This is a genomic window from Selenomonas sp. AE3005, assembly GCF_000686945.1.
In the GTDB taxonomy this organism is placed as follows: domain Bacteria; phylum Bacillota; class Negativicutes; order Selenomonadales; family Selenomonadaceae; genus Selenomonas_A.
Map to the genome: position 1 here is coordinate 39909 of NZ_JMME01000006.1, position 22620 is coordinate 62528.

The window sequence follows — 22620 nt, forward strand, 5'->3', positions numbered from 1 at the left end:
ATATGGTGAGAGATAGTGTAAAGAATATTTTTTCTTTAACGGGGAAAACGGTGCTGATTACTGGCGGTGCAGGGCATTTGGGCCAAGCAATGAGCGAAGCATTAGTAGCTTTTGGGGCAAAACTGTTTATATTAGGGCACGATGAAGGAAAAAATAAGAGGTATGCTGATGAATTGAATCTAAAATATCCTAGTGCTGATTGTGAAGCTATTAAGTATGACCTCGATGATGATATCTCGATTGGTAATGCATTATCCAAAGTGTTAAAGAGAACGGGCAGAATAGATGTCTTGATCAATAACTCAGCTTATAGCTGTGCCAAGGCCCTGCATGAATATGAGTTTGAAGAATGGCAAAAAGGGTTATCGGGCACCATAAATGGGGTTTTTCGTATGGTGAAGCAGGTGCTCCCTATCATGATGAAGCAAAAATATGGCAATATAATTAATATAGGCTCTATGTATGGTATGGTAGCACCCAATATGGAAATATATGGAGATAGCGGGCAAAATAATCCAGCTAATTATGGTGCGGGAAAGGCGGCAATAATTCAGCTCACAAAATATATTGCATGTACATACGCCAAGAATGGAATAAGAGCAAATTCGATATCTCCAGGTCCTTTCCCTAATCCAGAGGTACAGAAAAATGCAAAATTTATAGGAGAATTATGTCGAAAAAATCCTATGAGCTGTATAGGACAGCCAGAAGATTTGCAGGGAATAGTGATATATTTAGCATCAGATGCAAGCAGATATACCACAGGACAAAATATTGCTGTTGATGGAGGCTGGACAGCATGGTAAAACGACTAGGAATAATAGTACAGGCGCATATGGGATCAACTAGATTACCAAACAAAATGTTAAAAGATTTGTGCGGTAAGACGGTTATAGGACATGTCATATCGCGGTTAAAGTTGGTAAAAAATGCAGATGAGCTTATTATTGCTACCAGCGCTTTGCCTGCTGATGATTTGTTGGTACAGGAATGTCAGAAGTATGATGTCAAGGTGTTTCGCGGGAGCGATAGTGATGTTTTAGGACGATTTTACCATGCTGCTTGTGAGTATAACTTAACTGATGTAGCTAGAGTGTGCGCTGATAATACATTTGTCGATTGGTCGCTGATAGACCGAGAGATAGAAAAATATAAATCAGTAGCAAATTCTGTAGTAGTTCCTGGTGAAAATGTCCCGTTGGGATTAGGGTGCGAGATATTCTCTTTTTCTATGCTGGAAGAGGCTTTTCAATGTGGTCAGGAAAGATATCATAGAGAGCATGTTACGCCATATATATATGAAATGCATCCTTCAAAAGTTCAAGTTGATTATCCTGTGTGCTACAGTAAATACCGTTTGACCTTGGATACTATTGATGATTGGAAATTGATAGAAAAATTGTATAAGAAATTATATGCGGGTGCAGATGATATAACAATAGAACAGATAAATAAAGTTATGGAGGAAAACCCTTCATTTATAGAAATAAATAGTCATGTACATCAAAAAGAAGTTAAAGAATAAATTGGGAGGAATGATTTATGCATATGAAGTATTGTAAAAGATGTTTACAACCGGATACGAGACCGGGGATTAAATTCAACGAAGAAGGGATTTGTTATGCATGTTTGTGGGAAGAGGAAAAAAAGAAGATAGATTGGGATGAGCGGTTTTCGGAACTCCAAGCAATAGCAGATGAAGCTAAAAAAGAGGCAAAAGATAGAGGAAATTTGTATGACTGTGTGATAGGCGTTTCTGGCGGAAAGGATAGTACCTTTCAAGCTATCTATGCAAAAGAAAAACTTGGACTCAATCCGCTGCTAGTGAATTGTGCACCTGATGAAATTACTGAAGTGGGACAGCATAATATAGATAACCTTAATAAGTTGTCTGGAGGATTTGATATTATATCTATAAAGTTGAATCCGGTTGTTGCAAAAAAACTAGCTAGGAAATCATTTTTTGAAAGAGGAAATATAATAGCTGGCTCAGAGTATTGTTTATGGGCATCTTCTTATATAATTGCTAATAAATTCAATATACCGTTAATAATCCAAGGGGAAAATGCAGCGCTGACTTTGGGGACTGTTTTAAGGCAAGATACATCTGGTGATGCTTTTAACGTATCGAAATTGGATACGTTAAGAGGTTTTGATATAGATGAATTGATAGCTGGAACAGATATATCGAAGAGAGATATGTATTTTTATAATTTGCCGAATATTGATGAGATGAAGCGCAAGGGAATCAAGGCAATATGGTTGCAGTATTATGCAAAAGAATGGTCCCAGGTATACAATGCAGATTTTTCTATAGCAAGAGGGTTATGGGGACGTACAAGAGTAGATTTACACAATATTGGGAGATACAGACGATATTCGGCACTTGATTCAGATTTGCAGATAGCTAATCAGATGATTAAATATCTTAAATTTGGTTTTGGCTTTGCAACCGATGAGGCTTGTTATGATATAAGGGAAGGAAGACTGAGTAGAGAGGATGCAAAGTGGTTAATTCGTGAGTATGATGGTAAATGTGGTGAAGAGTATATAAAAATTGCTTGTAAATACTTAGAAATTACTGTTGATGAATTTTGGAATGTTATTGATAAGTTTGTTAATAAAGACTTGTTCTATAAGGATGAGCAGGGGAAATGGTGCCCTAAATTTAAAGTTGGCGAAGACTTTGATGTATAAGCCACAATGTTAAAACCTTGTGATGAAGACAAACACGAGAAAAATTTTGGTTTGTGTTTTAGTGGTAGTATATGAACGTTGTTATAAGATGTGATTCCTCGACAACAATAGGCAGTGGGCATTTAATGCGTTGTTTGACGCTAGCACGGTACTATTGTATTGATGGCCAAAATGTAACTTTTATTTGCCGGAATTTGCTAGGGAATATGAATGATTTAGCTCGAGAGCAAGGCTTTGAGCTAAAAATACTGCCTGTGGCAGATCCTAATGATTATTTGACAGGTTACGGCAAATGGCTGACGGTTACCCAGGAACAGGATGCCGCAGAAACCATTGAGATAGTTCGTAAAATGGATAAGGCAGAACGACTGGTTGTGGATAGTTATGCTATTGATTGCACTTGGGAAAAGATGCTTCGTCCCTATGTGGGGGAGATTATGGTCATTGATGATTTGGCCAATCGCCAGCATGATTGTGATGTTTTGTTAGATCAGAATTTTTATCTGCATAAAGAAATGCGCTATCAAGGCTTAGTGCCAGCACATTGCAGGATGCTTTTGGGGCCTGAATATGCTTTGCTGAGAGAAGAGTTTTATCGTGTTAAAGCGCAGATGCGAGAACGCGATGGCAGGCTAAGAAATATTGTAGTCTTTTATGGTGGCGTAGATGCGACTGATGAAACCAGTAAGGCAATCGATGACTTGTTGGTTTTGCGGCAACTAGGTGGACTCATTAAAGTAAAGGTTACTGTGGTAGTGGGAGCTGGTAATGGACGTAAGGAAGCCATTGCCAAGCGTTGTACTGAGGTAGGATTTACTTATCTTTGCCAAGTCAGCAATATGGCAGAACTGATGGCAGAGGCTGATTTGATGCTAGGCGCAGGCGGCAGTACAACATGGGAACGCTGTTATCTGCAGCTTCCTGCTATTGTCACTGCCGTTGCGGAGAATCAATTTCAAATTTGTGAGGATTGTGCTGCGGCAGGTTTGATTTATTATCTAGGGCATTGGGATCAAGTGAAGCAGGGGGACATTTGCAGGGCAATAAAAGAAATGTCTGCGCCAGATAAAATGCTGGCTATGCAAAGAAAAATGAGCCAGCTGATGGAATAGGTGATGATATGGACAAAAAGAAGATTTATTTGCGACAGGCTATCAGGGAGGATATGAAACTTTTCTATATGTGGGTGAATGAACCTGCTGTTAGAGCAAATTCCTTCAATACAGAGCCTATTCCTTGGGAAGATCATCAGAAGTGGTTTGATAGGATCCTGAAAGATGAAGGTGTTCTTATCTATGTATTGATACAGGATGATAATCCTATCGGTCAGGTTCGCTTGGCATTGGTGGATAGCAAATGGAAGATAAGTTACAGTATTGTCTCTTCATATCGCGGGCATGGGTACGGCAAAATTATTTTACAACTGGTTGAAAATGAGATGATTCGAGACGGTCATGTGGGGGAGGTCCTTTGGGCAGAAGTAAAAGCAGACAATATTGCCTCGCAGTGGATTTTTGTAAAGCTGGGGTATCGGAAGGTGGAATGTAAGCGTAGTGACGCTTATGCCTATGTTAAAGTAGTGAAGTCCACCCTATACAATAATGACGAACTTGTGCCCACTACGGGGGGGGGGGGGGCAGTCTTGCTGTTAAGAAAAAATGCCAACAGTTTCCCACTATTGGAATGGTTGGAGAAGCGAGTGAAGGTGCTTTTTTATAGTGGCAAACTGAATGCAGAAATGTTGCAAAGAATCCATCCAAGTCTGGTTATTAGCTACAATTATCGGTATATTGTCAATCGGGATGTAATTGAAGCGGCGCAGGGGCGGATTATTAATCTGCATACATCTCTGTTGCCTTGGAATCGTGGTTCTTCACCGAATTTATGGAGTTTTATTGAGAATTCGCCTAAAGGTGTAACTATTCATATGCTAGATGAAGGATTGGACACTGGTGACATCTTGTTGCAAAAGGAATTAATCTTTGATGAGGAGCGGGATACCTTACGTTCCTCTTACGAAAAGTTAAATCAAGAAATCGTAGAGTTATTGCAAGATAATTGGTCATACATCTATGGGGGAGGTTGGCGTCCTAATAAGCAATCTTATGGTGGTAGTAAGCATACAATGAAGGATTTACATGAATTTTTGCAAGGGCGGTCATTTTCTTACGATATGACCATTGCAGAGTTTAAGAGAGAATTTAACGTAAGGAGCTGAAAATGTTGCAATTTGATGATAATAAGCCTTTTATCATAGCGGAAATGAGTGGCAATCATAACCAGTCGTTAGAACGTGCCATGAAAATTGTCGAGGCGGCAGCAGAAACTGGCGTGGATGCGATAAAATTGCAGACTTATACGGCCGATACAATGACCATCGATAAGGATACAGATGAATTCTTTATCACAGATAAGGAGAGTCTTTGGCAAGGAGAGTCGTTGTATAACTTATACCAGAAGGCGTATACCCCATGGGATTGGCAGGAGAAATTATTTCGTCATGCTGAGGCGTTAGGCCTTATTTGTTTTAGCACGCCTTTTGACAATACGTCAGTTGATTTTCTTGAAGGTATTGGCTGTCCGATTTATAAAATAGCGTCTTTTGAAAATATAGATTTGCCATTGATTCGCAAGGTTGCGAAAACAGGTAAGCCCATCATAGCTTCTACGGGTATGGCCAGCGTGGCCGAACTGGATGATATGGTTCGGACGGCGAGGGAAAACGGCTGTGAGGATTTGACCTTGCTTAAATGTACTAGTAGCTATCCAGCGACACCGGAAGGGACAAATCTGCGGACGATTCCTCATATGAAGGACTTGTTTAATTGTAAAGTGGGATTGTCCGACCATACGTTAGGAATAGGAGCTGCAGTGGCCAGTATTGCACTAGGCGCAACGGTTATTGAAAAGCATTTTACGTTGTCACGAGCAGATGGCGGTGTGGATAGTGCATTTTCATTAGAACCGGAAGAGATGAAGCTGCTGGTGCGGGAATGTAATACCGCATATCAAGCACTAGGGGAAATTTGCTATAATACACAGGAACAGGAAAAGAAATCTTTGCAATTTCGGCGCAGTTTATACATCGTCGAAGATATGGAAAAAGGCGATGTGCTGACAGAAAAAAACTTGCGTAGCATACGTCCAGGGATGGGGTTAGCTCCGAAGTATTATGATGTGCTGCTAGGGAAGAAAGTGAGCCAAGCTGTAAAGCGTGGTTCTGCCATGGAGTGGAATTTGTTAGAGTGATATTTGCAGGAGGAAAAGGTGAAGACGTATTTTAAATGGATAAAGGAATCTAAAACCACTTCTTTTGATATATGCTTCGTTCTTGGAACTGGTTGGAATGCACTACATGAAGCTTTACCAGTATTAGTCTGGATAAAGGAACATTACAGAGATGTAAACATATTATCAATAGTGGGCGAGAGATAATTTAGCAGATTGGGCTAAGAAAAAGAATGTGACACTCTTCCCCACGACAGAAGGTTCTTCCTGCTGGTTCTTTGGAATTGTTTTGCCTGCTGAAGCAACATTAGAAGATGCAAAACAATTGTGTGCTGAGTTAAAGACAAAAGGAATTGAGGCACGTTCATTTTGGAAACCGGTGCATTTGTAGAAACCTTATGCGGATTGTCCCAGTAGCGATATAAAAATTGCTGAAGGGGTTTGGCAACGGATTGTTACATTGCCATGTAGTACTGGTATTACAGATAAGGAATTAGATGTTGTTGTTGCAAATTTTAAATTTTTAAAATAGCTTATCTGAGGTTTTTAGTGATGTAACCGCAAAATAATACGGTGTATGTAAATTTTTCCTCCCAAATGAGATAATTGACTAAAATAAGCCACATGAAAAAGCTGAAAAACGTGAAAAAGCCGTTTTAGTCAAAATTTGTCCGGGAGGTTTTTGTTATGACTCAAATTCAGCAACTCAAGCAGCAACATTCTTTAGCATCCTGGAAGCAGACCATTCTTGCCCAACAGAACAGCGGGCTTACTGCCTCAGAATATTGCCGCCAGCAGAATATTAAGTACAATGCCTTTTACTATTGGCAACGCAAAATTCGCGAAGATTTTGCGACTTCTGCACTTCAGATCCCAAAAAAGGATGCGCCTGCTCCTGAATTTGCTACGTTGGCAACCGCTACCGTTACGGCCACAGTTCAAACCGCAACACTCCCATCTATGCTGAAACTTTCCTGTGGTCCCGTGAGCTTGGAAGTCAATGAGAAAACATCGAGAGATTTGCTTGCCAGAACGCTCGCGTATATCAAGGATGTGTTCTCGGTATATTCAGTTTGCACATGAGGCTGTGAAGGTGGGCAAGAATGTTTTGGTAGGGGAGTGCCGCGGCCATGTAGGCCACAATGTCTAAGAGCTTGAGAATTAGGGAGGCTTGTAGTAAAATTAACTTAAAACGTTTTAAGTTAATTTTATTTAAGAAAAGGTGGCGTGGATATGAGGTTCATAGGCCGTCAGCATGAGTTGGCCATTATTAGACATAAGCTGGCCAGCAATCGTAACCGCAAAACAATACGGTGTATTCCATATACGAAAAGGACCTGACCGGTAACGGTCAGGTCCTTCGTAGGTTAGAGATATTTTTGTAGTATCGTATCTGATTGTTCAAATGTAAGGCGGGCTGTAAAAAAGAGATTCGTCGCTGTGGACGAATCTCTTTTGCTATTACTGTACGTTCATGGACAGTTCAATGAACTTGTTTGCCAGTTTGGCTTTCTGGAGGACTTCTTCGGTGATGTCCTGGCCGGCCTCTACGATAACGATGCCGTTATCCATCTTAATGTCGCGAGCGGCTTTTTTACCCAGGAGAAATCGACGATGGCGTTCCTCGGACGCTTTGTCGGCAGCGGCCTGTTTAGCGGCGTCTGCCTTGGGAGCCTCTTTCTTAGGCTCTGCTTTGGGTGCCGGAGCAGCCTTCGGGGCCTCTTTCTTGGGTTCAGCTTTGGGTTCCGGTTTTACTTCTTCAGCTTTGGAAGCCTCTTCTTTTTTCGGTTCTTCAGCTTTCGGAGCCGGAGCCTCAGCTTTGGGTTCTTCCGATTTTTCTTCGGCTTTCGGAGCCTCAGGTGCCGGTGCTGCTGCCTGAACCGGTGCCGGTTCAGCCTTAGGCGTTACATCATTTTTTTTTTCCCCGTTGGGGTCAATAACCGTTACCTGCTTACCAAAGATAGAAATTTGGTCAGTGCCGATATCGGAAGTGGTTCCATCGGGGGCAGTGATTTCGCATTTTTCGATTTTGCCATCGTCGCCGATGTACAGTTCAGTTACTTTGCCCTGAATGGTACCGGATTTGGTGATGGCTTTGGTGTCGATGATGCGGATATTTTCATCCAGCAGCGTTTCATAGTCGCCGGCAGCATCGAGCGTCAGGATATTTTCGCTGTTGGTGATGGTGACAGCGTCGTCACCGATGGCGATAACGGATTCATAAGGAATGAGTTTTACGCCGCGGTACCAGTCAGCGTCTTCGATAGTGATAGCTGCTACGGTGCCGTTTTTGGCATCAATCAGGAGTGTCTTGCTGACACCAAGTTCACGACCTTCAGTGATGCTAATGATGGGCAGGCCCAAGATTTCTACACTTTTTTTCATTAAAATTCCTCCAATTAATTTGCGGCTCTGTCATTTTGTGACTGGAATTCGGTTTCGATTTCCTGCATGATACTTCCCGGTATTTTGGGGAAGGGCGTAGAGAGCGCAGAATGTTTGGCTAGTATATCCTGAACGATACCAAGATAGCGGATGTTTTTGGCAAACTCCTGCCGCATGGCATCGTTGTCAGCAATTATCGGTAAATGCATGGCCTTGGCATAGGTGGCAACAGCGCCACGGTAGTCGGCCTGCTCTTTATAAAGGTTGCCCAGCTCGATAATGAGGAAGGGCATGTAATCGTCGTCGCTGAAACGGGCGATTGCCTCTTGATAGGCAAAAATTGCATCCTGAGGCTGCTGGTCCTTGGTGGCATACGCAAAGTCGAGAATGTCGTCCAAAGAATTCATGTTGCCTAGCTTAGCCTGCAATTCCTGCTGGTGGGCAGCTTTTTCAGCAGCGGCTTTTTCAGCAGCGGCTTTTTCAGCAGCGGCCTTTTCAGCAGCAGCTTTTTCAGCAGCAGCTTTTTCAGCAGCAGCTTTTTCGGCAGCGGCCTTTTCAGCAGCGGCCTTTTCGGCAGCGGCCTTTTCAGCAGCGGCCTTTTCAGCAGCCGCCTTTTCAGCAGCCGCTTTTTCAGCAGCGGCTTTTTCGGCAGCGGCTTTTTCGGCAGCAGCTTTTTCAGCAGCAGCTTTTTCAGCAGCCAGTGCCTCGGCGGCACGCACGGCCTCTTCTGCCTCCTGTTTGGCTGCTAAGCGTGCAGCCACGGCAGGATCTGCCGGTGTTGTAGTTTCGCCATCTGCTGGTGCTGGGCTCGGTGTTTCCGCAGCCAATTTTTCCTCAGGTGGAGGTGCCGGCATATCTTCCGGTGCCAGGATTTCCGTAGCCAATGATGTGTAATTTCCAGCCACAGCCTCTTCCCGGCGCAGCAGGCGTTCGTTGAAAAAGGTGACGGCAGCGGCTGCTGTTATTACTAATATTCCCAGCCGCAGATAATGGGCGCGGTCGAGGAATGGGCTCATGGAAATAGCCGCACCGTTGACAATGAACGCCATAACGGCACAGAAGACCAAGGAGCTCCACTTTATTTCAATACTGAAAAAGTGGCAAAGTTTATAAATAAGGAAGATGCTGACGGCCATAATGGAACCTGTTATCAGGATGAATGTCGTGTTACTCACCTCTTCCTGGTAGGTAATATAGTTATTCGACTTTCAATGAAAGTCTGAAAAATTCTGCTAATGTATGCATTATGCAAAAATTAGCAAACCGTCTTCAATATTATAGCACATTTATGCGTGTTTTGGTGTATAATTTTTGTTAAAGCACGATGATAGCGGAATTATTCTTCAATATATTATTAGGAAAGGAATGGTCGGCAATGATGTTTGAGCAGGAGGCGGTGGTACACCATGCCAGTGGCATCCATGCCCGCATTGCAGCGATGGTGGTGCAGCGGGCCAAGGAGCTGGGGGAAAAGTACGCGACGCCTCTGTTTTTGCGCAGCAGGCACAGTGAACGGTTTGAAATGCGCAGTCTGATGAAATTGGTGGCGCTGAAAATTTGCAAGGGCGATTCGCTGTTTGTATCGGCTGAGGGGGACGCCGGCCGGCAGGCGGTTTATGAAATGGTGCGCTTTTTGGAAAGCGATTTTGAAATGTGCGAACCGCAGAAGATTCATGAGATGGATAAACTGCTCCATGAAAATGCTCTGATGCAGGAACGCCTGCAGATGATATTGGAGGCTGTGCAGGACGGCATCTGTGTGGTGGACCGCACTGGGGAGATTACCTATGTAAATCCATCTTACCTGCGGATTGTCCATAAGACGCCGGAAATGGTCATGGGGCAGAATGTCTTTAAGACGGCACCGGAAGGCAACCGCTGTGCGGTGCTTCGCACCGGCGTGGCCCGTATCGGCAGTATCAGCCGCAAAAAGGACGGTACTACGGTTGTGGCCAATGTCAATCCGATTTTCGTCAACGGCGAAATCGCTGGCGTGGTGTCCGTTATTAAGGATATCACGGAGCTGCAGAATCTTATGGCCCGGCTCTCGCAGGTTTCGGCCAAGGCTGAGTATCTGGAGCAGGAATTGCTGCGGACGAAGAAAACAGCCAATGCTTTTGCCAATTACATAGGCAAGAGCGGCAAGGTTGTGGACGTGCTGGCACTGGCCACGAAGGCGGCGCAGTCCGGGGCTACGGTACTGATTCGCGGTGAAAGCGGTACTGGTAAGGAAGTTATTGCCGAGGGGATACATTACGCCAGTGAACGGCGCCGGGGGCCGTTTATCCGTGTGAACTGCGGCGCCATTCCGGGGACGTTGCTGGAGTCAGAACTGTTCGGCCATGAGAAGGGGGCTTTTACGGGAGCGGTAAAGCGCAAGCTGGGCAAGTTTGAACTGGCTGACCATGGGACGATTTTCCTCGATGAAATCGGGGAGATGGACAAGAAAATGCAGGTGAAACTCCTGCGTGTCCTGCAACAGAAGGAATTTGACCGGGTGGGCGGCGAGGAAACCGTGCATGTAGACGTGCGTATTATTGCTGCAACCAACCGGCAGCTGGAGGCTATGGTCAAGGACGGGACGTTCCGTGATGATTTGTACTACCGTCTGAACGTTATTCCCATAATCCTGCCGCCGCTGCGTGAGCGCATTGATGATATTCCCCTGTTGGTGGAGCATTTTGTGGAGAAAATCAGCGTGGCCACAGGCAAGAATGTCAGCAGCATTACGCCGGAGGCGATGGATATCCTCATGCGTTATAAGTGGCTGGGCAATGTGCGTGAACTGGAAAATGTCATTGAACGGGTGATAACCCTGATGGACAGCGACACCATAACCGTGGCCGCCCTGCCTTCCTATATTAAAGGGGAGGCGGCGGACAAGGAAGTACGGCAGCTTGATACGGACAGCGCGGTTCTGCCATGGGAGGAATATGAAAAACGCATTATCGCCAAAGCACTGAAACAGTGCGGCAGTTTTAATGCGGCTGCCAAGGAACTGAAAATTACGCATAAAACAGTGGCCGCCAAGGCGCGCAAGTATGGTTTGTCAGAGTGATTGGTAAAATATACCATGATTGGTAAATATTACCAAGAAAAACAGCAAAGTTGGTAATATTTACCAAAATAATTATTGACTGTTGGTGTTTGACACATAATGCATATTATTTTTAAAGTTCCGCAGGCCTTATATTATGGGACATATGCCCTGTTTTAGAAAAAAATACCAATGATTTCTAAAGTTGGCACGGCAGTTGCATTATTATAGGGCAGTTAAGTTATTTCATGTTCGCAGGCCGCGTCAGGCGGTTGGAATATGGTTATGTAAAGAGGAGAGATTTAAAAATGACTCAGGAAACTGTAACGATTGAAAACAAGACTGGTATCCATGCCCGCCCGGCATCCATCTTCGTACAGACGGCTACGAAGTTCAAGTCCAAGGTTCAGATTCAGGCTAAGGGCAAGACTGTTGATGCCAAGTCCATTCTCATGATCATGAGCATGGGTCTTGTAAAAGGCACGGAAATCACGATCGTTGCTGATGGTCCGGACGAAGCTGATGCTGTAAAAGCTCTGAAGGAACTGGTTGATTCCAAGTTCGGCGAAGAATAATCATTAACCTGTAAGGTTAGGGCGCCTTCTTTCCAAGGAGATGGAAACTTTGGAGGAAGGCGTTTCTTGTGTATATATAATGGTATGTGAATCAGGGGGAAAGAAAATGGCAGAAGCAATCAGAGGTAAAGGCGTTATTTCCGGTATCGCCATCGGTAAAATCATGCTGGCAGGGCAGAATCTTGACGGTTATCTCGTCAACTACCAGCCGGAAAGCAAAGAAGTAGAATTAAAAAAAGCTCAGGACGCCTTGACGGCTGTAGCTGAAACGCTGCGTGAAAATATTGACCGTCTGCAGAAGCAGAATATGGTAGAACAGGCTGCAATCATGGAAGCACATCGTATGATGGTGCAGGACCCCATGATGGCTCAGAAAATCGAAGAGAAACTGGCAGAAGATGCCAATGCTCCGCAGGCTGTGCTGAAAGCTGCTGAAGAACAGGCACAGATGTTTGAAATGATGGACGATGAATACTTCGCTGCCCGCGCTGTTGACCTGCGTGACGTTGGTAAGCGTGTAGCTAAGTACATTCTGGGCGTTAAGGAACCGGAACTGGGTGACGAAAAGGTTATCCTCTGCGGCCGTGAAATCGAGCCTTCCGTTATCGCTGGTATGCCGACTGACAAGATTGCCGGTGTAATCTTAGGTTCCGGTTCCACGACGGCACATGCTGTTATCATCGCTAAAGCCCGTGCTATCCCCACCATTGTTGGCCTCAACAAGGAAGACCGTATCGACAAGATTGCTGATGGCGACCATGTAATCATGGACGGTGAAGAAGGCAAGATTATCGTGAACCCCAGCGAAGAAGAACTGGCTGGCTACAACGAAAAAATCAAGAAACAGCAGGAACTGGCTGCTCACTATGCACAGCTCAAAGACCTGCCGGCTGTTACGACGGACGGCGTGAAGGTTGACCTCATGGCTAACATCGGTACGCATATGGACGTGGACAACGCTCTGAAGTATGGTGCCAAGGGTGTAGGTCTGTTCCGTTCTGAGTTCGTATTCATGGGCCGTCAGGATATCCCCAATGAAGAAGACCAGTTCAAGGCCTATAAGGAAGCTGTTGAAAAGTGCCAGGGCAACCTCTGCGTTATCCGTACCATGGATATCGGCGGTGACAAACCCCTGCCGTACCTCAACATTCCGGAAGAAGAAAATCCGTTCCTGGGCTATCGTGCAGTCCGTATCAGCCTGCAGCGCAAGGACCTCTTCCTGCCGCAGCTGAAAGCTATCCTGCGCGCCGGCGTATACGGCAAGGTTGGTATCATGGTGCCGATGATTATCAACGTGGCTGAGTTCAAGAAAGTTAAGGAATTCATCGAAGAGGCTAAGCTGGAACTGGCGCATGAGGGCAAGGCTTATGCTGATGATGTTCAGGTTGGTATCATGGTTGAAACTCCGGCTGCTGCTGTGATGACGCCGGTACTGGCTAAGTACGTGGACTTCTTCTCCATTGGTACTAATGACCTGGTTCAGTACACGTTGGCTTGCGACCGTGGCAATGCTAACATCGCTGAACTCTACAACCACTTCAACCCGGCTGTTCTGCAGCTGATTCAGCGCACCATCACCAGCGCTCGTGAAAACGGTATCTGGGCTGGTATGTGCGGTGAAATGGCCAGCGATCCGAACGCTGCTGTAATCCTTATGGCTATGGGCATCAGCGAACTTTCAATGAGCGCTCCGTCCATTCCGCGCGTTAAGGAAAAAATCCGCAACATCAGCTCCACGAAGGCTAAGGAAATCCTCGCTGACGTGATGAAGATGGAAGACGGCGACGAAATCAAGGCATACCTCAGCAAGGTGCTGTAATTTCAAGCTGCATAGTTTTGCCGGGCCGTCGCTTTACGTGCTCCGCTGAGACGGCTGGCTAAAACCAATATTTGCAAAAAAATAAATCCCTGTCTAAAGGCTAAACTCGCTTACGCTCAAACAACGCCTTTAGGCAGGGATTTTTGTATGCAAATATTAGTTTCTTAACGCCAGCCGTCATACGCTGCACCCGTAAAGCGACGGCCCGGCAAGGTACGTTGCCGGTATTTTTATTACAAACCGATTTCTTCGTGGTGCTCCTGCATGCCTTTGATGCAGTGTCCCATGACTTCGCCGAGTTCCATACCGAGATTTTCGATACCGCGGTCGATGATTTCCCGGTTGCATTTGGCGGCGAATTTCTTGTCCTTGTATTTTTTCTTGAGAGATTTTACGGCCATGCCGTCCAGACGTTCCGGGCGCATGAGGGCGTAGGCCTGAATAATACCGGTGAGTTCGTCCACGGCAAAGAGGCTTTTCTCCAGGTTGGTGGCAGGCTGAGCCTCTTCTGTGGTAATGCCGTACCCGTGCGAGATAATGGCTTTGATATCAGCCTCGTCCACGCCTGCAGGGGCGAGGAATTCCCGAACATGGTGGCAGTGTTCGTCAGGATATTGTTCGTAATCCACGTCATGCAGCCAGCCGATGGCGGCCCAGTGGTCCTTATCTTCACCATAGGCCTCGGCCATGGCGCCCATGGCGGCGCTGACGGCAGCTGCGTGGTGGAAGAGGTGTTCTTCGCTGGTGTATTTGGCTAAAAGTTCTTTGGCACGGGCGAGGGTTAATTTACTCATGTATAGGCCTCCTGTGTAAAGTTGTAAATATATAATGTAAGTATAGGACTGTGCCTGATAACTGTCAATTAGTTATGAGGATGGGAACTATGGTAGTGGGCTATGCTCCAGCTGTCGCGGCCGCGTTCTTTTACATGGTACAGAGCCTGGTCGGCATTCTGCAATAGTTCCTGGTAATCACTGCCGTGGGCAGGATAGAGAGCGATGCCGATACTGGCGGAGAGTGGCGGCTGAGCGTCCGGCTCCAGTTTGTGGGCGGCCTCGGTGATACGGCGGGCGACTTTTTCTATGGCATGTCTGGGGATATTGTCCAGAACCAGAATGAATTCGTCACCGCCGAACCGTCCCAGGGCGTCACCGCCCCGGATTATATGGGTGAGGCTCAGGGCAAACCGCCGCAGGATATCGTCGCCGCGTTGGTGCCCCAAGGTGTCATTGGCCTCTTTGAAGTGGTCCAAATCGATGATGAACAGGGCGTGGCAATGGCCATCGGTGGGCGGCTGGGCGAGTATTTCGCCCCCGGCGGCCTCGATGGCAGCTTTGTTCAGCACACCGGTCAGGGCATCGGTTTCGGCCATGGCTTTGTAGATTTTTTTACTATGATTGGCCTCTTTCAGTTCCTCAATGGTCGACGTCAGGTCGTTGTTTTTTTCTTCGAGCAAGGCGCGGGCCTTTTCCATGGCTGTCTGGTGATGGTGCTGAAAGATTATTCCGGCAAGCATCAGGAGGATAAGTCCAAAGACCAGCCCTGTCTGCAAGGGGTAAAAGGTCATGAGATGCTGCAGGGAGAAATCCGGCTCCTTCGCAATGATATGTTTTTGAATGATATGCGTGCGTGTTTCGGGATTTATCTGGGTGATGGCTTTGTTTAAAATCCCCTGCAGTATGCGCGGCTGATTATTGGAGATAACCACGCTCATGGGGACGCTTATGGAGGCGTCGGGAATGATGGTCAGTTCCGGGTAGAGGGACAAGGGGCGGTCAATATCCAAGGTACTGTTGCCAATCAGGGCCAGGTCATACTGATTTTCGTTTACGAGATTGATGGCCTCACTGGCGGAAAACGCACTTTCCGAAAAATGCCAGTCAGGGAATTTTTGCCGTAAATAAGTCAGCATGGAGGGCGTGCTCCGGGGGAGAATCAGATTGACATTTTCCCCGATAGAGGGCAGATTGCGGACCTTGCCAATGTAGGAGTAGGCCACTTCCAGCAGCGGCGTGGTATAGTAAAACGGCATGTGGGCCGCTGAACCGGCATAGATATCCAGCATCATATCGGCCTGGCCGGTGGTCAGCAGGTTGATGGCCTGCTCGTAGTCCACGGCGTGGACATAGGTGAATTTGAGTCCGGAATTCCTGGCCAGAATATCTATGAGGTCAGGGTAAATTCCCCGGGCATTATGATTAGTTTCATCGTATTCGATATAAGGGGGCGCAGCACCGTAAATGGCTACGCGCAAGGGGGACTGCTGGGCAATGAACTGGCTTTCCTCCGGGGTGTAGTGTACCAGCTGGAAGTCCAGCTGCTGAGCCAGAAATTGGGAAAGACCCGGTTCTAAATGAGGATTTTCCTGCGAGAGTTTTTGCAGGGCGGTACTCATTTCCTGCAGCAGTTCCTGTTTGGCGCTGACAGTTGCCACGTGGACGGGGATACGGGCATAGGCCAGTAAGAATTTCTCGGCAGGGGTGATATTGGTGGCTGTATCGACGACTAAATCAATGTCTTTGTCCTTCAGGGCCGTCAGCATGGCCGTTTGATCAGGGTACTCATAGACGGAAACGGTCAGCTGGTGTTCCTGCCGGAATCTGGTAAAGGCAGCATTGGCAGGCCGTCCTTTTATAATGCCGACACGGGCACCGCTAAGGGTGTTTAAATCCTTGGGATTGAAACGGGTATCGCCCGGTGCGGTGTAAAATCCCTCCACGTCATAACCGAAGTTGGATTCGCCAAAGACCAGGGCGTGGGTGTTGTTTAAAGAGGTGGGATATTCTACAGACAGCAGCAGGTCGATGTCGGCATTGAACAAGCTGTTATAGGCGTCTTCCGGGGTAAGGGTGATAAGTTCATAGCCGCGGTCAGTCCGCTTGGATAATTCGTCCAGATATTGAATATAGTACTGACGGATAATGTGGGAATTTAGCAGGGAGGCATCCGGTTGAATATAGCCAATTTTTACACAACGGTCCTCAGCAGAAAGCTGTCCGGGGAACGCTGGGGAAAAAATTATCCACAGGGCTAAGATACAGGATATAAGGGCCTTCATTTTGTTCACCACCTTGTATGCATAGCTATATAGGCACTTATTCGTGAAAAAGCGGTGATTTTCCTGCTGCTTATCTTACAGGATTATGTGGATAAAGCCGGGGTTGTACACAGGTTATACACCTAAATTGGGGATAATGTGGATAAGTTTGTGGATAACTGGGTGATTATCTGCTATAAACGGTATCGTAAAGCGCATGAATGAATTTTTTTGTGTTGATATGAACCTGACTCATGGCAGGTTTTTCGTCATTTTCGAGCAGGCGCATGGTGTTGCGGATATCGTTGTAGTCAAAGTACAGGGGAGCCAGTTCTTCAAAACGGGGATTGGTGTAATCGAGCGAACCCATGGTGGCGATATTCACATGAGCCTGGAAAATAGCCCGGCGCAGCCGCTGTTCCATGGCTTTGGCCTCTTTTTCCGGTTCGGGGGCCTGCCTTTTTTGGGCAACGGCGGAGAACAGGTTTTTGAGGGCTGGGAGCTGGCCGTTGTTTTGGGCGATATAGCTGATGATGTCAGATAAATCCGGGGCGGCCGGGCTGCTCAGGATACCTAGTTCCTTTAAGGCAGAGTCACAGCGCTGCTGACTTGTCAACTTGGGAGCAGCCGTCATTGGTGCCTTAGGGGTGAGATTTTGCAGGGAGTTTTGCAGATTTTGGGCAAAGGATTCCAGCCGCAGGTGTTCGCTGACACTGCGCAGAACGCTGACGATTTCGTTGCGGTTCAGCGGTTTGGTGATGTAATAGTCAATGCCGTTTTCATAGGCTTTGCCCACCATATCCTTGCTTTCCACCTGGGAGAGCATGATTATTTTGCCGGCAAAGCCGCCTTTGAGGCGGCGTACGGCCTCGATGCCGTCAATGCCCGGCATGAGCAAATCAATGATGAGAATGTCGATGGCGGACAGCTGGGCGGCGCTCAGGTCAACCGCGGACGGCAGTGACTGGCTGACGGTGCCCAGCTCGTAGTCCTCGATTATATCCTGCAGCATCATGCGGATGGCCTCGTCGTCATCGATTAGCATTATATTCATGGTTGTACTCCTTGGTTGGTGTTATTTTTGTGCAGTTTATCGCAGGGCAGAATGAGCTGGCAGGTGACCTGGTCCTTGCCATCGGAGGTAATGGCGATATGACCGCCCAGTTCCTCGGTCTGATGTTTTACATAGGTCAGGCCCACGCCGCTGGAGGCTTTGCCGCTGCTGTCAAATTTTGTAGTGTAGCCCGGGCTGAAAATCTTGGTCAGGCGCTGGGGCGGTATGTAGCTGCCGGTGTTTTCCAGTGTAATAGTTAGTTTGTTATCACCACGGCCGCCGTCGATGGTGAGGGTAATCGTGCCGCGCGTATCGATGGCCTCAATGGCATTGGCGGTGAGGTTGTTTAGGATAGACAACAGGAGAAAGACATTGAGCGGCGGCAGCTGCTTGGGAACATGGGAAAAAAAGAGGATTTCCTTGTTCAGGTTGCGGGCATATTTTTTTTGCATGTGGATAAGCAGCTGGGCAATTTTATCAGGCGGCAGATAGTCGTCCACGCGGCGGCTTTTGGTGAGTTCCCGGAGCCCGGCATAAATGCGCTGATGTGTTTTCTTGATTTCGTGGCATTGTCCGGCAATGCGCAATAGTTCCTGCGCCAGTTGCTTTTCCTCCGGTGTCTGGGCGGTGGTTTTTAGTTCATCGTAAACTTTATAGCAGTCACGGGTTACCGCCTCCGCACTGACCAGAGTGCAGCGCAGTTCAAAGACTTCTTCGTACAGTCCGGATATCAGCATGGTCAGGCGGTTCTTTTCCTTGGTTTTTCTGTCCAGACGCATTTCAGTATTGTAGAGCTGGAACAGGAAGAAGAAGGAGAGAATGAAGAAACAGCGCAGGATAGCGATGAGTATCAGCCGTATCAGCATGCCAAAGGTAAAGCTCTCCGCCTGTTGGTAAGAGATGGCATTCATCGCGGCCAGTTCGCCGACACTGGCAAATACTTCGGCAACGATGGCCCAAAAAGCAATGCCCAACGCCTGTTCGTAAATGGAGCGCCGGTTCAGCGATGGCAGGGCAAAGAACAGGGAATAACAAAAATAATAGAAGAAATTGGGCAGGTGGAGGATAAAGGCCTCCATAGGCGGCAGTCCGTAGAAGGTATCCAGCCCCGTGCGGAACAGCGTCACGGCTGCGCCGGCCACTGTACCGGTGAACAACCGTGGGAAACGGTTGAGCCACAGCAGGAAGAGCAGGAATATCGGGGAGCCGAAACTCACCCGGAAGTTGGCAAAATCTCCTGCAAAGGGATGTATTTTAGGCTCCCCGGCCAGGGGCACCAGAATTATCATAAAGAACAGAACGAGGTAGTCGAGGCGGCGTGGTTTGCCGTTTTCCATAGGGGAGCTCCTTTTGTCGAAAAAATTTATTAAAAAATAATCCGAATTTATTTATCGGATTGCGTAGTTTTTTGTAGTCGTTCATTTATATTATTATCATCAATTGTACCATAAGTCAAACCGCAATTATATGAATAGTGGGTAAAGTAAGACTTATGGACTATTAAGGAGGTAAAAGAAATGTCCGACTCAAACAATCAGGGACTTAGTCCTCTGGTCCGCGGCCTCATGTGTGTGGCTATCGGCGCAATCATCTGGTTTATTCCGGCACCGGCCGGAGTGACGGCCCAGGCCTGGGGCCTGTTGGCTGTATTCATTGCAACTATCGCAGGTTTTATCCTGCAGCCGATGCCCATTGGGGCAATCGCGTTGATTGCGCTGACATTGCTGCCCATTCTGGGGATCATGAAAACCGGTGAGGCGCTGGCTGGGTTCTCCAATACGACAATTTGGTTAATCGTATCGGCTTTCATGTTTGCCGAAGGTTTTATCAAGACCGGCCTGGGCAAGCGCATTTCCTATATGCTGCTTTCCAAATTCGGCAGCAGCACCCTGCGTGTTGCTTATGTAATGAGCGCGGCTGACTTTGTTATCGCTCCCTTTACGCCGTCCAATACGGCCCGCGGCGGCGGTATCATTTTCCCGATTGTCCGCAGTATTACCTCAGCTATTGGTTCTGATGTGGATAAAAAGACCAATATGCGTACAGGTGCGTTCCTGATGTTCAGTGCTTATGCCGCTGTTATCACCTCGGCTTGTATCTTCCTGACGGGCGCGTCCAATAACGTGCTGTGCAACACTTTGGCGCAGGAAATATTCGGTACGTCCATCGGCTGGGGTGACTGGTTCCTGGCCTGCATTATTCCCGGTCTTATCCTGACCGTGGCTACGCCGTATATCCTCTATAAGCTCATCAATCCGGAACTCAAAAACACGCCGGAAACGATGGAACTGGCTAAACGGGAACTTTCAGAGATGGGCCCCATGTCCGCCAAGGAAATCATTTTGGGTTTCATCTTTGTCATTGCTTTGGTTATGTGGGCAACTGGTTCTTACCATGGTATTGACTCCGCCTTTGTGGCCCTGCTGGGCCTTTCTGCAATGCTCCTGACGGGTATCCTCAACTGGTCTGATGTTGCTAAACAGCATGCAGCCTGGGACGTACTCGTTTGGATGGGCGTGCTGGTAAATATGGCCGCCTTCCTGTCCAAGTTTGGTCTGATGAAATGGTTTGCCGGTGTTATGGCTGCGCAGTTCGCTGGTATGGAATGGATGATGATGCTCATCGTTCTCAGCATTATTTACACCATGGCCCATTACCTGCTGGCCAGCAACTCGGCACATATCATGGCCCTGTTTGCCGCCTTTGCTACGATTCTCGTGGCTGCTGGTGCTCCGGTACTGGGCGTGCTGATTCTGTTCGGCGCACTGTGCAATAGTGCCTCCTTCCTCACTCATTACGGCTGCGGTGTTACGCCGATATTCTTCGGTGCCGGTTTTATGGGACAGGGTGAATGGTGGAAGATTGGTTTCATCATTACGGTTCTCCACATTGTGGTGTGGATGGGCGTTGGCCTCCCAGTGATGAAGGTTATAGGCATGTTGTAATAAGAAAAAAGATGGACAAATTTTTAAAATGTACTTGAATGTATTATGTATACATGATACAATAAGAGCAAGTCGAAGGATTATCGATAAATAAATACGAATTATAATTCTTGGGCTGATTATGCTAACGATATGTTTAAAGTGCTATAAAGGAAAGGAACGTGGATAACAATGAGAAAAGAGCATGATTTCCTTGGTGAACTGGAAATTCCTGATGATGTGTACTATGGTGTACAGACCACCCGTGCCGTTGACAACTTCAAGATTACGGGACAGAAAATCGATTCTGATTTTGTGCAGGCTTATGCCAAGGTAAAGAAGGCTACTATCATTGCCAACATGGCTACGGGCCGTATGCCTAAAGAAGTGGGTGAACCGCTGAAACAGGCTGCTGATGAAATCATCGCCGGCAAATTCCTGGACCAGTTCCCTGTTGACCCGATTCAGGGCGGCGCTGGTACTTCTGTAAACATGAATGTTAATGAAGTTATGTGTAACCGTGCGCTGGAAATCATTGGCAAACCGAAAGGGAGCTATGATATCATCAGCCCGAACAACCATGCCAACATGGCTCAGTCCACAAACGATACTTTCCCGACCAGCATCAAGGTTTGCCTGTCCTATAAGGGCAAGAAATTGACGGCTGCGCTCGACAGACTGGCTACGGAATTAGAGGCTAAATCCGTAGAGTTCAAGGATATCCTCAAAATGGGCCGTACTCATTTGCAGGACGCAGTACCCATCACGCTGGGCCAGGAAATGGGTTCCTATGCCTCCGCTGTTCGCCGCGGCATCGACCGTATTGACCATGCTATTGACAGCATTCATGTGGTCAACATGGGCGGTACAGCAGTAGGCACGGGCCTCAATGCTGAACCGGAATACATCACGAAGGTTGCTGAGGCACTGACGGAAGTAACCGGTGAAAAATATGTTACAGCCGGCAACATCATCGACGCTACGAACAACACGGACGGTTTCTCCGATGTATCGAGTGCTATGAAGACGACGGCACTGGTACTCATCAAGATGGCTAACGACTTCCGTCTGATGGCCTCCGGTCCGCGCTGCGGCCTCAATGAACTCAAGCTGCCGATGCGTCAGCCGGGTTCCTCCATCATGCCGGGCAAGGTAAATCCGGTTATCGCTGAAGTTCTCGACCAGGCTTGCTATCAGGTAGTAGCAAATGATATCGCCGTTTCTCTGGGCGTAGAAAACGGCCAGTTTGAACTGAATGTTATGGAGCCGGTTATCAGTTTCAACCTGTTCAATGCCATGACTTACCTGACCAATGCTGTTAATACCTTCGTTGACAAGCTGCTGAAAGACCTGCAGCCCAACAAGGAACAGTGCCAGGAATGGCTCGATAAGAGTGTTGGTATCGTAACGGCTATGCTGCCGCATATCGGTTATGAAAACTCCGCTATGATTGCCAAAGAGGCATACAACACGGGCCGTCCGGTGCGTGAAGTAATTCTGGAGAAGGGCCTCATTACCAAGGAACAGATGGATAAGATTCTGGAACCGAAGGAAATGACCACTCCGGGTATCGCCGGCAAATAATAAGCTAATACTAGTAACATTTCCATAATATGGCAAAGAGGCTTGGGGCGTGCCCTGAGCCTCTTTTGCATGCAGGATTTTGCCTTACGAAGACGCTCCGGTTAGTATAATAACTGTCCATCACTTAGACGCAGAGCGTCAAACGTTCTGGCCAGCTATTATAACGCCGTTGTTCCAGTTTTGCCATAGGCAAAACTTCCTCTTGGCGTTTCAACGAGGTGGGAGATATGCTCGCCGCCTGTTTTGGTATTCGTGCCCCCCACCTGCTGAGGTGGGGGAC

18 protein-coding genes are annotated in these 22620 nt (G+C 47.2%); 12 read left to right on the forward strand and 6 right to left on the reverse strand.

Annotated elements, in window-relative coordinates; translation table 11 throughout:
* Positions 1–2: 2 nt before the first annotated feature.
* The 7 genes from DL94_RS0105465 (at position 3) to DL94_RS0105495 (ending at position 7008) form a co-directional block, all read left to right on the forward strand.
* On the forward strand, positions 3–806 hold the full coding sequence (locus DL94_RS0105465) for an SDR family oxidoreductase (protein WP_028129290.1): 804 nt from the start codon (positions 3–5) through the stop codon (positions 804–806).
* Positions 800–1525, forward strand: coding sequence for a cytidylyltransferase domain-containing protein (locus DL94_RS0105470; protein ID WP_028129291.1), 726 nt, complete (start codon positions 800–802; stop codon positions 1523–1525). The genes DL94_RS0105465 and DL94_RS0105470 overlap by 7 nt, the downstream gene beginning before the upstream one ends.
* 17 nt (positions 1526–1542) lie before the next feature.
* A complete protein-coding gene (locus tag DL94_RS0105475; protein ID WP_197020715.1) occupies positions 1543–2697 on the forward strand; it encodes an N-acetyl sugar amidotransferase in 1155 nt (384 codons plus the stop codon).
* Positions 2698–2768: 71 nt separating this feature from the next.
* Entirely contained in the window at positions 2769–3809 is a 1041-nt protein-coding gene (gene pseG / locus DL94_RS0105480) for a UDP-2,4-diacetamido-2,4,6-trideoxy-beta-L-altropyranose hydrolase (protein ID WP_028129293.1), read from the forward strand.
* Between the two features lie 8 nt (positions 3810–3817).
* Positions 3818–4915, forward strand: coding sequence for a GNAT family N-acetyltransferase (locus tag DL94_RS15820; protein ID WP_051586328.1), 1098 nt, complete (start codon positions 3818–3820; stop codon positions 4913–4915).
* A gap of 2 nt (positions 4916–4917) precedes the next feature.
* On the forward strand, positions 4918–5946 hold the full coding sequence (gene pseI, locus DL94_RS0105490) for a pseudaminic acid synthase (RefSeq protein WP_037371383.1): 1029 nt from the start codon (positions 4918–4920) through the stop codon (positions 5944–5946).
* A 666-nt stretch (positions 5947–6612) separates the two neighbouring features.
* Complete coding sequence (locus DL94_RS0105495; protein ID WP_028129296.1) at positions 6613–7008, forward strand: IS66 family insertion sequence element accessory protein TnpA; 396 nt, start codon at positions 6613–6615, stop codon at positions 7006–7008.
* Between the two features lie 378 nt (positions 7009–7386).
* Here DL94_RS0105495 and DL94_RS0105500 read toward each other — a convergent pair whose 3' ends face one another.
* Both DL94_RS0105500 and DL94_RS16290 read right to left on the reverse strand, forming a co-directional pair.
* On the reverse strand, positions 7387–8310 hold the full coding sequence (locus DL94_RS0105500; RefSeq protein ID WP_028129297.1) for a PRC-barrel domain-containing protein: 924 nt from the start codon (positions 8308–8310) through the stop codon (positions 7387–7389).
* Between the two features lie 14 nt (positions 8311–8324).
* A complete protein-coding gene (locus DL94_RS16290; protein ID WP_197020716.1) occupies positions 8325–9485 on the reverse strand; it encodes a tetratricopeptide repeat protein in 1161 nt (386 codons plus the stop codon).
* Between the two features lie 200 nt (positions 9486–9685).
* Here DL94_RS16290 and DL94_RS0105510 point away from each other — a divergent pair, with 200 nt between their 5' ends.
* From DL94_RS0105510 to ptsP, 3 genes are all read left to right on the forward strand, one after another.
* Positions 9686–11368, forward strand: a complete 1683-nt coding sequence (locus DL94_RS0105510) for a sigma 54-interacting transcriptional regulator (RefSeq protein ID WP_028129298.1) — start codon at positions 9686–9688, stop codon at positions 11366–11368.
* Between the two features lie 287 nt (positions 11369–11655).
* Positions 11656–11922 (forward strand): HPr family phosphocarrier protein, encoded by a 267-nt coding sequence (locus DL94_RS0105515; protein ID WP_028129299.1) that lies wholly within the window; start codon positions 11656–11658, stop codon positions 11920–11922.
* Between the two features lie 106 nt (positions 11923–12028).
* Positions 12029–13741, forward strand: coding sequence for a phosphoenolpyruvate--protein phosphotransferase (gene ptsP / locus DL94_RS0105520; RefSeq protein ID WP_028129300.1), 1713 nt, complete (start codon positions 12029–12031; stop codon positions 13739–13741).
* 233 nt (positions 13742–13974) lie between these two features.
* On the opposite strand, the gene DL94_RS0105525 is transcribed toward ptsP, so the two are convergent.
* The 4 genes from DL94_RS0105525 to DL94_RS14320 all read right to left on the reverse strand — a co-directional run bounded on the left by DL94_RS0105525 (position 13975) and on the right by DL94_RS14320 (position 19169).
* Positions 13975–14535, reverse strand: coding sequence for a hypothetical protein (locus DL94_RS0105525; RefSeq protein ID WP_028129301.1), 561 nt, complete (start codon positions 14533–14535; stop codon positions 13975–13977).
* Between the two features lie 68 nt (positions 14536–14603).
* On the reverse strand, positions 14604–16799 hold the full coding sequence (locus tag DL94_RS0105530; RefSeq protein ID WP_028129302.1) for a GGDEF domain-containing protein: 2196 nt from the start codon (positions 16797–16799) through the stop codon (positions 14604–14606).
* A 166-nt stretch (positions 16800–16965) separates the two neighbouring features.
* A complete protein-coding gene (locus DL94_RS0105535; protein WP_028129303.1) occupies positions 16966–17832 on the reverse strand; it encodes a response regulator in 867 nt (288 codons plus the stop codon).
* Complete coding sequence (locus DL94_RS14320) at positions 17829–19169, reverse strand: ATP-binding protein (RefSeq protein WP_051586330.1); 1341 nt, start codon at positions 19167–19169, stop codon at positions 17829–17831. Before DL94_RS14320 ends, DL94_RS0105535 begins: the two co-directional genes overlap by 4 nt.
* Before the next feature lie 180 nt (positions 19170–19349).
* On the opposite strand from DL94_RS14320, the gene DL94_RS0105545 reads away from it, so the two are divergent.
* Positions 19350–20777 carry a DASS family sodium-coupled anion symporter gene (locus DL94_RS0105545; RefSeq protein WP_028129304.1) on the forward strand — a complete coding sequence of 476 codons (1428 nt, stop codon included), beginning with the start codon at positions 19350–19352 and terminating at the stop codon, positions 20775–20777.
* A 171-nt stretch (positions 20778–20948) separates the two neighbouring features.
* A complete protein-coding gene (locus DL94_RS0105550) occupies positions 20949–22340 on the forward strand; it encodes an aspartate ammonia-lyase (protein ID WP_028129305.1) in 1392 nt (463 codons plus the stop codon).
* Positions 22341–22620: the final 280 nt, after the last annotated feature.

What these genes read in the sequence shown, in the direction of transcription:
- DL94_RS0105465 (WP_028129290.1), top strand. Translation starts at nt 3, where the DNA reads ATGGTGAGAGATAGTGTAAAGAATATTTTTTCTTTAACGGGGAAAACG.
- DL94_RS0105470 (WP_028129291.1), top strand. Translation starts at nt 800, where the DNA reads ATGGTAAAACGACTAGGAATAATAGTACAGGCGCATATGGGATCAACT.
- DL94_RS0105475 (WP_197020715.1), top strand. Translation starts at nt 1,543, where the DNA reads ATGCATATGAAGTATTGTAAAAGATGTTTACAACCGGATACGAGACCG.
- pseG (WP_028129293.1), top strand. Translation starts at nt 2,769, where the DNA reads ATGAACGTTGTTATAAGATGTGATTCCTCGACAACAATAGGCAGTGGG.
- DL94_RS15820 (WP_051586328.1), top strand. Translation starts at nt 3,818, where the DNA reads ATGGACAAAAAGAAGATTTATTTGCGACAGGCTATCAGGGAGGATATG.
- pseI (WP_037371383.1), top strand. Translation starts at nt 4,918, where the DNA reads ATGTTGCAATTTGATGATAATAAGCCTTTTATCATAGCGGAAATGAGT.
- DL94_RS0105495 (WP_028129296.1), top strand. Translation starts at nt 6,613, where the DNA reads ATGACTCAAATTCAGCAACTCAAGCAGCAACATTCTTTAGCATCCTGG.
- DL94_RS0105500 (WP_028129297.1), bottom strand. Translation starts at nt 8,310, where the DNA reads ATGAAAAAAAGTGTAGAAATCTTGGGCCTGCCCATCATTAGCATCACT.
- DL94_RS0105510 (WP_028129298.1), top strand. Translation starts at nt 9,686, where the DNA reads ATGATGTTTGAGCAGGAGGCGGTGGTACACCATGCCAGTGGCATCCAT.
- DL94_RS0105515 (WP_028129299.1), top strand. Translation starts at nt 11,656, where the DNA reads ATGACTCAGGAAACTGTAACGATTGAAAACAAGACTGGTATCCATGCC.
- ptsP (WP_028129300.1), top strand. Translation starts at nt 12,029, where the DNA reads ATGGCAGAAGCAATCAGAGGTAAAGGCGTTATTTCCGGTATCGCCATC.
- DL94_RS0105525 (WP_028129301.1), bottom strand. Translation starts at nt 14,535, where the DNA reads ATGAGTAAATTAACCCTCGCCCGTGCCAAAGAACTTTTAGCCAAATAC.
- DL94_RS0105530 (WP_028129302.1), bottom strand. Translation starts at nt 16,799, where the DNA reads ATGAAGGCCCTTATATCCTGTATCTTAGCCCTGTGGATAATTTTTTCC.
- DL94_RS0105535 (WP_028129303.1), bottom strand. Translation starts at nt 17,832, where the DNA reads ATGAATATAATGCTAATCGATGACGACGAGGCCATCCGCATGATGCTG.
- DL94_RS14320 (WP_051586330.1), bottom strand. Translation starts at nt 19,169, where the DNA reads ATGGAAAACGGCAAACCACGCCGCCTCGACTACCTCGTTCTGTTCTTT.
- DL94_RS0105545 (WP_028129304.1), top strand. Translation starts at nt 19,350, where the DNA reads ATGTCCGACTCAAACAATCAGGGACTTAGTCCTCTGGTCCGCGGCCTC.
- DL94_RS0105550 (WP_028129305.1), top strand. Translation starts at nt 20,949, where the DNA reads ATGAGAAAAGAGCATGATTTCCTTGGTGAACTGGAAATTCCTGATGAT.